Source organism: Campylobacter sp. Cr9 (assembly GCF_020138295.1).
Classification (GTDB): Bacteria; Campylobacterota; Campylobacteria; order Campylobacterales; family Campylobacteraceae; genus Campylobacter_E.
Genome location: NZ_JACGBH010000024.1, coordinates 1 through 11,545 on the forward strand (window position 1 = coordinate 1; position 11,545 = coordinate 11,545).

An 11,545-nucleotide genomic window follows, 5' to 3' on the forward strand; every position below is an offset into this window, starting at 1 on the left:
TATTAAAGCAGGTGAGACTACAAGTAATTTTAGTATTAATGGCGTTAAGATTGGAACAGTAAATGTTCAAGAAAAAGACGGAAACGGAGCTTTAAGAGCTGCGATTAATGCTGTTAAGGATCAAACAGGGGTAGAAGCTTCTGTAGATGCTAAGGGTAGATTAGTACTTGCTAATAGAGATGGTAGGGGTATTAAAATAGAAGATAACGTTAAAGTTCCAACAGGCGCTAATGATATTCATGATTTAGTAACTCAAGGAGCAGCAGGAAGACCTAATGCTAAATTAGGAGTAGATTTAGGTAATGATGCTACTTGGACTACAGCAGCAGGAAATGCAGGTTCTATTTTAATTAAAGAAAATACATTCGGAGATGTGAAAAACGCTCACGGAGTGCAAGATGCAGCTATTTATAACGATGCTTTAACTAAGACAAAGCAAGCTACAGCAGCAAGTAATGCTTATAATACTTTCCACGAAAAAGAGCAAGCAGCTTTAGATAAGTTTAAATCAGAAGCTTTAAAAGCAATGGATGGTTATATTAGCACTGCAGCAGCTACTCCTGCGACAGCAGCTGGTCAAGTAGCAAAAGCTCAAGGTGATGCAGCAGCTGAAAAATTAAAAGATTTAATAAATAATTCAAAAAGCTTTAGCGAAATAGCAACAGCTATAGATACTTTTAATACAGCCCATTCAGCAGCTGCTGATGCAGGTACTTTCAAAACTGCCTTTACAGATGTTATAGCTGCAGCAACTAAGGCATATGCTACCACAGTAGAAGATGCAGGGATTAAAGCTAGGGGAGAACTAGCAGCATATAATCAAACAGGTGATGTAGCTACTTTGGATGGTGCTTTAGATACTATGGTTCAAGCTGCAACTACAGGTAAAACAGCAACAACTGTGGCAAATTTAAAAACCCTTGGTGATGCTATGGAGGCTTTTGAGACAGATGGTGCTCCAATAGGTGCTAAGGAAGTTGATTTTGCTACTTTAGCTGCAGAGAAAATCGGTGCATTAAATCTAACAAATAATCAACCTGCAACAGGTCCAGCAGCAGGTTTGGGTAAAGAAATTACAGATTTATTTAAGGATTTAAGAGCTCAAACAACAAAATCAGGTGCAAATGCTACGATTGATAAAATTGAGCAAAAATTAGATAAATTAATTGATGCAGCAAATGGTAAAACTATGGATACTGATGAAGCTAAACAAGGTATGATAGCTCACTCATTTAAGCAATTCTTTGCAGGTGTTAAAGCTGGTATGAATGAACCTGATAAAGCAGGTCTTACTTCAATTATCGGCTTAAATACCGAAAACAGCACAAACATGGGAAGATTAAGCCTTGTTGCAAATAATGGTAGAGATATTCAAGTAGAGATTAAAGATGCTAATGGCTTTACTACAAACTCAGCAATCGGATTTGATAAGAATGTTAGCGAAGCAACAGTAAGCTTAAGAGAAACAAATGCTACTATCAATAGAGCTCAAGCAGATGCAATGGGCTTTAATAATGAAGAATGGCAAGCAGGAGATAACGGCGATAACCAAAACGGCTACGCAGCAGGTGTTATGACATTAAAAGGCGCACAAGCTATGATGAATATTGCTGAAACTGCTCAAAAAGCTCTTGAAGCAATCAGAAGTGACCTTGGTTCTGTTCAAAACCAACTTGTTTCAACTGTAAATAATATTTCAGTTACTCAAGTAAACGTTAAAGCTGCTGAAAGTAATATTAGAGATGTTGACTTTGCAGAAGAAAGTGCTACATTTAGTAAGCACCAAATATTAGCTCAATCAGGTGTTTATGCAATGAGCCAAGCTAACGCTGTTCAACAAAACGTAATGAGATTATTACAGTAGTAATAACATTTAAAGGTGCTACTCTTAGCACCTTTTTTACTTCTTTAACTTTTTAAAATATATAATCAAAAAACATTTTAAACTTTTTAAGAATTTGAAATAAGAATTTGAAATTACTTTTTTTTATTAATTCACCACTCTTGAGACTATTATTACAAACTAGCAAATAAATTGCTAATAATAATGCGAGTGAATATTTAAGGTTTATAACCTTAGTGAGTAAAAGTTATTAATAATAGTGTTTTTATAGTTTTTATAATAAACGATTTTAATTGTTTTTAAATACTTAATTCCTATTTCAAATTCTTTAAATGTTTTAAGAATTTGAAATAGGAATTTAGCTTGCTTGTATTATTTATTTAAGAACTCTTAAGGTTATTCTTTTAATCAGGCTTTAGTCTAATTAAAAGAATAATGAGAGTTAAATTGTAGTTTATAAGGCTATTTTTGAATTATTTATAGAAATAAAATATATAAAATTAATTACTTAAAAATTCAAATTTTTTAATCTCGTTTTTTAACTTAAAATCCTAATTCAAATTCTTTAAAAAACTTCTTGGAATTTGAAATAGGAATTTGAATACAAAAATTAAAATAATTTTTTGTGTTTTATAGCATTTGCTAGAAGTGCTATTGTTGTTCCGTTGTGCGCAAAAGCTGTTGCAGCAGGGCTTAAAAAGCCTAAAGTAGCAGCACCTAATATAAATGAATTCACCCAAACAGTTGTGCTAAAGTTTTTATCAATTTTTTTCATAGTTTCATTTGCTATCATTTTAGCTTCTAAAATACAAGCAAAATCATCTCTTAGTAATCCTATATCAGCACTTGCTTTTGCCAAATCAGCACCTTTTTGCATAGAAATACCAACATCAGCCTTTACAAGCGATGGAGCGTCGTTTATACCATCTCCTATGAAAGCAACTTTTTTACCTTCAGCCTTTAATTGCTCTAAAATACTTGCTTTATCTTGTGGTAAAAGCTCTGAATAAACTCTATCAATTCCAAGCTCCTTTGCCACTTCTTCGGCTCTACTTTTAATATCGCCTGTTAGCATTATTAGCTCTTTTACGCCGTTTTGCTTAAGCTTTGCAAGGACTTCTTTTGCATTATGTCTTATTTCATCTTTCATAGCGATTACACCTAAAAGCTCTTTTGCTTTTGCAACATATAAAAGAGTTAAACCTTTATCTAAAAGCTCTTTAATCTCGCCATTTGCGATAGAAAAATCAACGCCTTCATCATCTTCTAAAAAGTGTCTTGAGCCTATAATCACTTCTTCATTATCAATGCTTGTTTTTACACCATGTGCAACGATAAATTCTACTTCTCCGTGATTTATGTGAGAAAATCCACGCTCTTTAGCAGCTCTTACAATAGCTTCTGCAACAGGGTGAAAATAATGCTCTTCAGCACTTGCGCTAAGGTTTAGCAAGGTTTTTTCATCGTATTTTGGACTAAATACATGAACGCTTTCAACCTTTAAATCTCCATGAGTTAAAGTGCCTGTTTTATCAAATACAAAGGTATCAACCGAGCTTAAATTCTCTAATGCAGTGCTACCTTTAAGTAATATTTGTCTTTTTCCTGCATAAGAAATAGCACTCTTAAACGCTACTGGAGTTGCTAATTTTAAAGCGCACGAATAATCAGCTTGAAGAACGCTAGCCATCGCTGCACTTCCTTTGTATAAATAAGCAAGTCCTGCAAGTCCTAGCGTAACAGGAACTAAGCTATCAGCTAATTTATAGGCTTTTTGACCTATTTTTGATTTTTCTTCTAAGCAGTCTTTCATATAATGCAATATTTTTGCGGTTGATGTGTTTTCTCCAACGCTTTCAGCCCATATTTTAATACGCCCATCAACTACTACAGTCCCACTTAAAACCCTATCTCCACGGCTTTTACTAACTGCTTCGGCTTCTCCTGTCATAGAAACTTGATTAATACTTGCATCGCCATCAACAATATAGCCATCAACCGCAATGCTATCTCCTTGACCAACTACAACGATATCGCCTATTTTTAAGTCTTTTGTGCTAATTTTTTTAAGTTCGCCATTAGATTCTACCCAAGCATGAGTTGTTTGTGGTTTTGCTAGTTCTTTTATCAAATCATCGCTTTTTGCCACAACACTTTCTTCTATATATTCACCTATGCTTAGCATTAGATTTGTGCTATTTGCAGCTTTATAATCTTGTCTAATTAGACTTACTCCAACCGCTGCAGCTTCAAGCACTTTAGAAGTTAAACCTTCATTTACTAGCTCTAAAGCACCAGCTTTAAGTAGTGGAATAGCGCTTAATTTTGAAAAAGCAGCATCAAAAACAGGATTTGTTTTATAGCTATTTGCTAATGCTAAGGCTGAAGTATAAATCATAGCCTTGCTAGGAGTTTCTTTTGCTTTTGCAAGTTGCTTTACATTATAAGTGCTAAAAAAGCTTAATATTTTTTCGGCTAATTCTTTTGTAATTTCTTTTGAGCTTGTAAATACTATACTTTTTGCAGCATTATTAACACTTACGAAAATACCTGAAAAGCTAAGGTTAAACTCGCTTACTAATAAATGATTATCGCTTAGATTATTTAGAGCATTTAGCCTAATTCTAAGACGATTTTTAGAATGATGAATAATTTTACAATTATTCTTGCATTGAAGCTTTTGCATCTTCTACTTGCTCTTTAAACTCTTCAATAGCTGCACTAGCAAAATTTTGTAATTTCGCAACGCCTTTTGCTAAAGTATCTTTTGCATCTTTATTGCTTAGTAAATAAGTAACCGCAGCACCTATTAAAATCCCTTTAACTAAAGGAGAGCCAAAAAGACCATTTCCTTGCTGTGTAAGTGAGCTAAATAGTCCTTGGTTGTTTGCTTGATTAAAATTTTGATTATTGTAATTTTGGTTATTTAAGTATGGATTGTAAGGACAATTTGGATTGTTCCAGTTATTATTCCATTGATTATTTGAATTATTGTTTAAATATGGATTATTATTTGCCATTTGTTTTTCTCCTAAAAATTGATTTATTAAAATTCCGCTAACGCCTGAAATCAAAGCGTTTTTATAATCTTTTTTAGCAATTTCATTGCTAGTTTTAATAGCAAAATATGAAATCGCACCTGCCTTTAAACTTGTTTTAAAATCTTGCGTTGTAAAAAAATGATTTAGTCCCGAACTTAATAAATGGTCGTTCGGAACTCTACTTGAAGTTAGCATTATTTTTCTGCTTTTTTATTGCTTTTTTTAGCTGCTTCTTTTTCACACTTACAGCAAGGTTTTAGATTTGAAATCTTTAAAATTGCGTTTTCTGTCATTTTTCCTGCATTTTTTGCAAAATCTTCTGAATTAAATTCACTTATGCATTTTTTAATACTATCTTTTTTATTATAAATTGTTACAGCAGCAACGCCTAAAGCTGCACCTAATATGAATGGAATTGGCATGGTAATCTCCTTTTATTTTAAAATATCTTTTAAAAAATTATTAACTAATGAATCCATATTAATTTCATTAGTTACTAGGCTTTTTCTTAAAGCCACCTGATACTCATTAACAGAGCTTGCCCATAACCTAAAAATAAGGTCTTTTAGCGTTTCGTTTTTACAAACTGTTGCAGCTATTTTATAAGCTTGAACGATTTCAAACTCTTTTGCTAAAAGTATCACAAAAGCATCATTTAAAGGACATTCAATAAGCAAGGTTTCGCTAGAACTTTGCATAATTTGGCTAAGTTGTAATTTAGCATTTAAAATATCTCTTAAAACGCCATTATTAAAGCAATTTGCGAAATATTCATAATGCTTTATGCTAGCTAAATCAAGCTCAAATGCTCTTGTAATTTCACTATTTTTTAAGTCTTGTAAAAAGTCTTGATTTTCAATTTTTAGCTCAAGCAATGTTAAGCTCCTTTAAGGCTTCATTAATTTCATCAATATTTTTCGCATTAATTAAATTATCAAGACTTGCTTTGCTAATAAGGTTAAAATCATATAAAATAGTAACCTTGCCTAAAATTTTATTAACTTTTACTTCGTTAATTCCTTTTAGTGTAAAAACTTCGTCAAGATTGTAATTTTCTAAATCTTTTAATTCTTTAATTTTGCTAGAAATATCAAGTCTTAATCTCCCATTTGTGTGATGGGTAATCGTGATGTACTTTAAAACTTTTTCTAAAATTTCTGCCTTATTCATCAAAAATCCTTTCGTTTTACGCTAAAAATTGTAGTCCTTAAAACTTAAAATAAAATAAAATATATAAGATAATGATAATCAAAAAGTGATAAAACCTAGCATTTAAGCTATTTTGATAATCTTTCCGTTATTAAATTTTTAAGGAAATTTTATGAAAAAATTATTTTTTATTACGATTTTAAGCACGATTTTATTATCAAACGACCTTATTAATGGTAAAGTTGATATTAGCATTCAAAATCCAACGATTAGTAAAAGTGAAATCACTTATTCAAAATACCCTATAAATGGCAAAACTTTATTAATCTTAGCTCCTAATTATCGCTCAGCCAATAAGACTTTAAGCATTGTTTTAAATGATAAAGAATATAGCTTTTTAGTTAAAGAAGGTGAATATAAAAAAGAGCAAATCAAACTAGCAAAACCATCAATCATAAAGCCAAATAAAAAACTTCAAGAAAGAATTAGCAAAGAATATAATGAAGCAGTTAAAATCTATGCAAAAAGCACACCAAAAAGCTATATAAAAAAGCCTTTTATTTTGCCATTAAATAGCGTTATTACAAGCCCATTTGGAAGTGCAAGAGTATTTGAAAATACTCTTAAAAGTTATCATTCAGGAACTGATTTTAGAGCTGCAATTGGCGTTAGCGTTCCAGCTAGTAATGATGGCGTTGTAGTAATCGCACAAGATAGATATTATTCAGGCGGAAGTGTTGTGATTGATCATGGATTTGGAGTGTATTCTCAATATTATCACTTAAGTAAAATAAATGTAAAAGTTGGAGATTTTGTTAAGCAATCAGATATCGTTGGGCTTAGCGGAGATACAGGAAGAGTAAGTGGGCCGCATCTTCATTTTGGTATCGCTATAAAAGGAGTTAGCGTTGATCCGATTGATTTTGTAGAGAAATTTAACGCAAAGGCTTTTAATTGATATTTTCTAAATATTTTGATGCTTGGAGCAAAGAGTATTATAAACAAGGCGTAAATGTCGGTAAAAGTGGGGATTTTTATACAGCTGTTAGTGTTGGAGAGCTTTTTGGCTTTTTGTGTGCTAAAAGATTTATTTCTTTAGTTGATGAAAAGATTTTGAGTTTGCCTATTGATGTGGTTGAAATCGGTGCAAATGAAGGGTATTTGTTGGGAGATTTTTTAAGGTATTTAGAAGACAAACGCCCTGATATTTATAAGCAAATTAGTATAAATATAATTGAACCACACGATAATCTAAGAGCTTTGCAAAAGAAGAATTTAAAACAGGATTTTAAACATTTTTATTTAGATGAATTTGTAAGTGATAATGCCTTTTTCTTAGCAAATGAGCTTTTTGATGCCTTTGCTTGTGAGCTTTATAAAAATAAGCAATTTGCATATATAGAAAATGATGAAATCGTATTTAAAAATCATAATGAAAAATATGAATATTTAGATGAATTTGGTTTTAGTAATTGTGAGTTTTCACCTAGTATTTATGAGTTTTTAAAAACTATTAATAAAAATTGCAAAAGCTTTTATTTTCTTACATTTGATTATTTTAATACTTATGTTAAAGATGATTTTAGCATTAGGATTTTTAAAAATCATGAGCTAATTGACCCATTTAACGCTAATTTAAAAGAATTATTTGGAAAATGCGATATAACTTGGAATGTAAATTATCACGAATTTGAGTATTATCTTAAAAAACTTAATTTAAAGCATAGTTTTAAAAAGCAATCAAGAGCTTTAATGGAGTTTGGAGTAGATGAGTTTAGCGATATAAAATACGCTAATGCTATAAAGTATTTATTCTTTGGATTTAGTGATAATTTTCATTGTTTAGAATTTAGTAAAATAAATTAAAAGGAGGCAAAATGAAAGAAGAAAACAAAAAAGAATTAATCAAGGTTGATGCAAACACCATAAGCGAACTTGAAAACGAATTAAAATCATTGCTTAAAACTCGCAATGTAGAGCTTAAAGAGCAAATAAAAAATATTCAAGAAGAGCAAAATAGATTTGAATATCAATTAAATGATAAATTAAATAAAATTGAAAAAGCAAAAAAAGAGCTAAAACCTAAAAATAATAATACTTTAAATATTTTAATATCAATTTTAATTATTTTAGTTTTAATTGATGTTGGATTTAGAATATTTGCAAATTAAGTTTGGGAATTTGAAATTCCTATTTCAAATTCCTTAATTTTTAATCTTGTTTATTAGGCAAGATTAGATTTAAAACAATAGCTAGTAAAGCACTAAGCCCAACTCCAGAAAACGAAATGCTTCCAAAATTTGCACTTAATCCGCCAACGCCTACTATCAAAGTAGAGCTTATGATTACTAAGTTTTTATTATTAGTTAAATCTATTTTAGCATCAACTAAGGTTTTTACACCAAGGCTTGCGATTGTTCCAAATAAAAGTATCATAACACCGCCCATTACAGGTAATGGAATAGAACTTAAAATCGCATTAAATTTACCTACAAACGCAAGGCAAATCGCAAATATTGCAGCCCAAGTCATAATCTTTACTTGTGCGTTTTTTGTAATCATAATTGCACCAGTTACTTCTGAATATGTTGTAACAGGAGGACCACCAATTAAACCTGCAACACAAACTCCAACGCCATCACCACTTAAGGTTCTATGTAAGCCTGGGTCTTTTGTGTAGTCTTTTTTGGTTACTGCTCCAATTGCCATAACCGCTCCAATATGCTCAATTACAGGAGCAATTGCAACAGGTATCATAAAAATTGCTGCACTAAAATTAATGCTAGGTGTCTCAAAATGTGGCACAGCAAACCAAGGAGCTGCTTTAATTGCCGTTGTATCCACATAGCCTAAAACAAAAGCTAGTAAATATCCACAAATTGCACCTATTAAAATAGGAACTAATTTAAACATTTTTGAACCAAAAATAGCAATAACAATAGTAACTAAGAATGAGAAAGTAGAAAGCATTAAAGCTATATCTTTATCAATCACTTGAGTTGAGCCACTCATACCCATAGCCATTCCTGCTGCACTTACTGCAACGCTAAGACCTATTACTATAATTACAGGGCCAATTACAACTGCTGGAAAAAGCTTTTCAATAAACTTTTCGCCTTTTGTTTTAATGATTGCAGCGAAGATAAAATATACAAATCCCGTGCAAAATAAAGCAAACATAGTTGAATTAATTCCCCATTCTTTCATAGAATAAATTATAGGGGTTATGAATGCAAACGATGAGCCAAGAAAAATAGGAACTTTAAATTTCGTAATAATTTGAAAGATAATTGTCCCACACCCAGCACCTAAAAGAGCCATTGCAGGGTTAAGTCCTGTAAGTAAAGGAACCAAAACCATTGCACCAAAAGCTACAAATAAAATCTGAAGTCCAGATACTGCATCTTTAAACATAAAAAAATCCTTTTTTATTTTGAGTTATTATCTCACAGGGGTAAGGTAAAAAAGGATTTTTTCATTAAATTAAATAAACATAAAGGAGGATTGGTGACCCATACGAGACTCGAACTCGTGTTACCGCCGTGAAAGGGCGATGTCCTAACCGCTAGACGAATGGGCCTTTTAAAAGTTTTTCTTGTGTTGTAAAAGCCGTTATTATATGTGAAAATTCTTAAAGTTTTCTTAAATTATAAAAAATTTTTTAATTTTTTTAAAATTTTTCTAAAAACCTAGTTTTTAATGCCAAAAAATACCACTAAAACGACTATTTTAATCTTTTATATTTAAAATACGGCTTTTTTATAAGGAGAATATATGAAAGAATTAAAAGAAGCTACATTAAGATTAGTAGCAATGCCACAAGATACAAATCCCGCAGGAAATATTTTCGGTGGTTGGATAATGAGCCAAATAGACTTAGCAGGTGCAGTAGCTGCTAAAGAATTAGCAAATGGTAGAGTTGTAACTATTGCAGTAGAGCAAATGACTTTTAAAAAGCCTGTATTTGTAGGAGATATAGTAAGTTTTCACGCAAAAGTAATAAAAGTAGGAAATACTTCTATTCAAGTGCAAGTTGAAGTTATTGCTGAGCGTTGCTCTCCTAAATTATATGGAGTTTGCGTGCCTGTTACAAGCGCTGTTTTAACTTATGTAAATGTAGATGAAAACGGAGAAAAAATAAAAATAGATGAAAATCTAAAACGCTATAAGGGATTTTAATTATTCTAAAATCCCTAATTTTATTTCACTTGCATTAAGTTGTAAAATCACTTCATCATTTTCGCTTAAACTTAAAGCTTTTATTTCTTCTTCGCTTAATAAAATACTAAAAATATGATTATAAGCGTTTATTTTTACATATCTTAATTTGCTTTCGTTTTCGCTAGGGCTGAATTCTTTGCTACAAGAATATATTTTCTCGTTATTAAGTTTGCTAATAACTTGGCCAAATAATTCGTTTTCAACGCCAAGTCTTAAGGCACATTCGTTCTTAGCTAGCATAATTTTTGTAGGAAAAATTATTTTTATATTTGAGTTAATTCCTAATTCAAATTCTTTAAAAATATCGCTCAAAAGCTCTAATTTTATTAGCTTTTCTGTGTTTTCAAGCTTTGCTTTTATAAAGGTTTTAAAACCAAAATCAGTATAAGTAATTATTTTTGCATTAAAAATATTTGGCGAACTAATCATTATTATCCTTAATTGTTAAAATAGTTTTAAATATTATAAAGGATAAAAATGAAATATATTTTGTTTGACACTGAAACTACTGGAAATGGCGAGCTTGATAGAATAATTCAAGTTGGAGCTATGGTGCTAGATAGTGAAAAATACGAAACAAAAGACATTGAATATGCCGAAAATCTTTTTGATAGTATCAAAGAAAGAGATGTTTTAATTTATGATGAGCTATGTAGTTGCGATCAAGAAATTGCTTATGAAGCTATGGAAGTGCATAACATAACTCCTGAAATGCTTATAAATAAGCCGAAATTTCACGAAACAAAATTTGCAAAAATGCTAAATGAATATAATTCAAACGAAAATTATTTAATAGCACATAATATTAAATTTGATTTAGGAATGCTAGAAAAAGAAGGCTTTAAAAACAATTATAAATTAATTGATACTTATAAATGCGCTAAGGCAATTTTCCCTGATTTTAATCATCACAGATTGCAGTATTTAAGATATTTTTTAGGGCTTTATAAAATTGAGCAAGCTGAAGCAAAAAGACTAGGAATAATTATAAAAGCTCATGATGCAATAGGCGATGTTTTGGTTATGAAATTATTATTAGATGAATTATTAAAGCACAAAAGCTATGAAGAACTGCACGAAATCACAAAACTTCCTATTATTAGCACAAAATTTGGCTTTGGCAAATACAAAGGTAAAAGCTTTGATGAGGTTAGGGCTATTGATAATGGCTATTTATTATGGGCTATGAATAATTTAGATGATGAAGATTTAAAATACTCAATTAAGAAATTTTTAGGCTTATTATAGAATTTGAAATTCCTATTTCAAATTCTTTTTAAACTCCTCCCAT

The 11,545-nt window shown here is 30.8% G+C and carries 13 protein-coding genes and 1 tRNA gene; 6 read left to right on the forward strand and 8 right to left on the reverse strand.

What is annotated here, in order from left to right; all coding sequences use genetic code 11:
• Positions 1 to 1,864: flagellin (locus AVANS14531_RS08825; protein ID WP_336612122.1), on the forward strand; the 1,864-nt coding region annotated here is incomplete at its 5' end.
• Positions 1,865 to 2,453: 589 nt separating this feature from the next.
• On the opposite strand, the gene AVANS14531_RS08830 is transcribed toward AVANS14531_RS08825, so the two are convergent.
• From AVANS14531_RS08830 to AVANS14531_RS08850, 5 genes are read right to left on the reverse strand one after another with little or no spacing between them, the layout of a single operon-like run.
• The gene (locus AVANS14531_RS08830) at positions 2,454 to 4,529 is read right to left on the reverse strand and encodes a heavy metal translocating P-type ATPase (protein ID WP_336612123.1); all 2,076 of its coding nucleotides are present in this window, start codon (positions 4,527 to 4,529) and stop codon (positions 2,454 to 2,456) included.
• On the reverse strand, positions 4,504 to 5,079 hold the full coding sequence (locus tag AVANS14531_RS08835; RefSeq protein WP_336612124.1) for a YtxH domain-containing protein: 576 nt from the start codon (positions 5,077 to 5,079) through the stop codon (positions 4,504 to 4,506). The genes AVANS14531_RS08830 and AVANS14531_RS08835 overlap by 26 nt, the downstream gene beginning before the upstream one ends.
• The gene (locus AVANS14531_RS08840) at positions 5,079 to 5,306 is read right to left on the reverse strand and encodes a hypothetical protein (protein WP_239817558.1); all 228 of its coding nucleotides are present in this window, start codon (positions 5,304 to 5,306) and stop codon (positions 5,079 to 5,081) included. The genes AVANS14531_RS08835 and AVANS14531_RS08840 overlap by 1 nt, the downstream gene beginning before the upstream one ends.
• 12 nt (positions 5,307 to 5,318) lie before the next feature.
• Positions 5,319 to 5,759, reverse strand: a complete 441-nt coding sequence (locus tag AVANS14531_RS08845; protein WP_239817557.1) for a hypothetical protein — start codon at positions 5,757 to 5,759, stop codon at positions 5,319 to 5,321.
• Positions 5,752 to 6,054: an HMA2 domain-containing protein gene (locus tag AVANS14531_RS08850; RefSeq protein ID WP_239817556.1), complete on the reverse strand. Its 303-nt coding sequence runs from the start codon at positions 6,052 to 6,054 to the stop codon at positions 5,752 to 5,754. The genes AVANS14531_RS08845 and AVANS14531_RS08850 overlap by 8 nt, the downstream gene beginning before the upstream one ends.
• 151 nt (positions 6,055 to 6,205) lie before the next feature.
• Here AVANS14531_RS08850 and AVANS14531_RS08855 point away from each other — a divergent pair, with 151 nt between their 5' ends.
• From AVANS14531_RS08855 to AVANS14531_RS08865, 3 genes are read left to right on the forward strand one after another with little or no spacing between them, the layout of a single operon-like run.
• Positions 6,206 to 6,991 (forward strand): M23 family metallopeptidase, encoded by a 786-nt coding sequence (locus tag AVANS14531_RS08855; RefSeq protein ID WP_336612125.1) that lies wholly within the window; start codon positions 6,206 to 6,208, stop codon positions 6,989 to 6,991.
• Complete coding sequence (locus AVANS14531_RS08860; RefSeq protein ID WP_336612126.1) at positions 6,988 to 7,899, forward strand: SAM-dependent methyltransferase; 912 nt, start codon at positions 6,988 to 6,990, stop codon at positions 7,897 to 7,899. The genes AVANS14531_RS08855 and AVANS14531_RS08860 overlap by 4 nt, the downstream gene beginning before the upstream one ends.
• A gap of 11 nt (positions 7,900 to 7,910) precedes the next feature.
• The gene (locus AVANS14531_RS08865) at positions 7,911 to 8,204 is read left to right on the forward strand and encodes a hypothetical protein (RefSeq protein ID WP_336612127.1); all 294 of its coding nucleotides are present in this window, start codon (positions 7,911 to 7,913) and stop codon (positions 8,202 to 8,204) included.
• 40 nt (positions 8,205 to 8,244) lie between these two features.
• Here the strand turns inward: AVANS14531_RS08865 and AVANS14531_RS08870 are convergent, their stop codons facing one another.
• Together AVANS14531_RS08870 and AVANS14531_RS08875 are read right to left on the reverse strand one after the other, a co-directional pair.
• Positions 8,245 to 9,447 carry a uracil-xanthine permease family protein gene (locus tag AVANS14531_RS08870; protein ID WP_336612128.1) on the reverse strand — a complete coding sequence of 401 codons (1,203 nt, stop codon included), beginning with the start codon at positions 9,445 to 9,447 and terminating at the stop codon, positions 8,245 to 8,247.
• Between the two features lie 91 nt (positions 9,448 to 9,538).
• Positions 9,539 to 9,613: transfer RNA gene (locus AVANS14531_RS08875), tRNA-Glu, on the reverse strand.
• A gap of 194 nt (positions 9,614 to 9,807) precedes the next feature.
• On the opposite strand from AVANS14531_RS08875, the gene AVANS14531_RS08880 reads away from it, so the two are divergent.
• Positions 9,808 to 10,212: an acyl-CoA thioesterase gene (locus AVANS14531_RS08880; protein WP_239817551.1), complete on the forward strand. Its 405-nt coding sequence runs from the start codon at positions 9,808 to 9,810 to the stop codon at positions 10,210 to 10,212.
• On the opposite strand, the gene AVANS14531_RS08885 is transcribed toward AVANS14531_RS08880, so the two are convergent.
• Positions 10,213 to 10,683, reverse strand: a complete 471-nt coding sequence (locus tag AVANS14531_RS08885; RefSeq protein ID WP_336612129.1) for a hypothetical protein — start codon at positions 10,681 to 10,683, stop codon at positions 10,213 to 10,215. It lies immediately after the preceding gene.
• Positions 10,684 to 10,731: 48 nt separating this feature from the next.
• Here AVANS14531_RS08885 and AVANS14531_RS08890 point away from each other — a divergent pair, with 48 nt between their 5' ends.
• On the forward strand, positions 10,732 to 11,502 hold the full coding sequence (locus AVANS14531_RS08890) for an exonuclease domain-containing protein (RefSeq protein ID WP_336612130.1): 771 nt from the start codon (positions 10,732 to 10,734) through the stop codon (positions 11,500 to 11,502).
• Positions 11,503 to 11,545 lie beyond the last annotated feature (43 nt).

Bases quoted from the DNA above. Each gene is read 5' to 3' on its own strand.
- AVANS14531_RS08870 (WP_336612128.1), bottom strand. From the start codon at position 9,447: ATGTTTAAAGATGCAGTATCTGGACTTCAGATTTTATTTGTAGCTTTT.
- AVANS14531_RS08835 (WP_336612124.1), bottom strand. From the start codon at position 5,079: ATGCTAACTTCAAGTAGAGTTCCGAACGACCATTTATTAAGTTCGGGA.
- AVANS14531_RS08890 (WP_336612130.1), top strand. From the start codon at position 10,732: ATGAAATATATTTTGTTTGACACTGAAACTACTGGAAATGGCGAGCTT.
- AVANS14531_RS08865 (WP_336612127.1), top strand. From the start codon at position 7,911: ATGAAAGAAGAAAACAAAAAAGAATTAATCAAGGTTGATGCAAACACC.
- AVANS14531_RS08850 (WP_239817556.1), bottom strand. From the start codon at position 6,054: ATGAATAAGGCAGAAATTTTAGAAAAAGTTTTAAAGTACATCACGATT.
- AVANS14531_RS08885 (WP_336612129.1), bottom strand. From the start codon at position 10,683: ATGATTAGTTCGCCAAATATTTTTAATGCAAAAATAATTACTTATACT.
- AVANS14531_RS08830 (WP_336612123.1), bottom strand. From the start codon at position 4,529: ATGCAAAAGCTTCAATGCAAGAATAATTGTAAAATTATTCATCATTCT.
- AVANS14531_RS08840 (WP_239817558.1), bottom strand. From the start codon at position 5,306: ATGCCAATTCCATTCATATTAGGTGCAGCTTTAGGCGTTGCTGCTGTA.
- AVANS14531_RS08880 (WP_239817551.1), top strand. From the start codon at position 9,808: ATGAAAGAATTAAAAGAAGCTACATTAAGATTAGTAGCAATGCCACAA.
- AVANS14531_RS08855 (WP_336612125.1), top strand. From the start codon at position 6,206: ATGAAAAAATTATTTTTTATTACGATTTTAAGCACGATTTTATTATCA.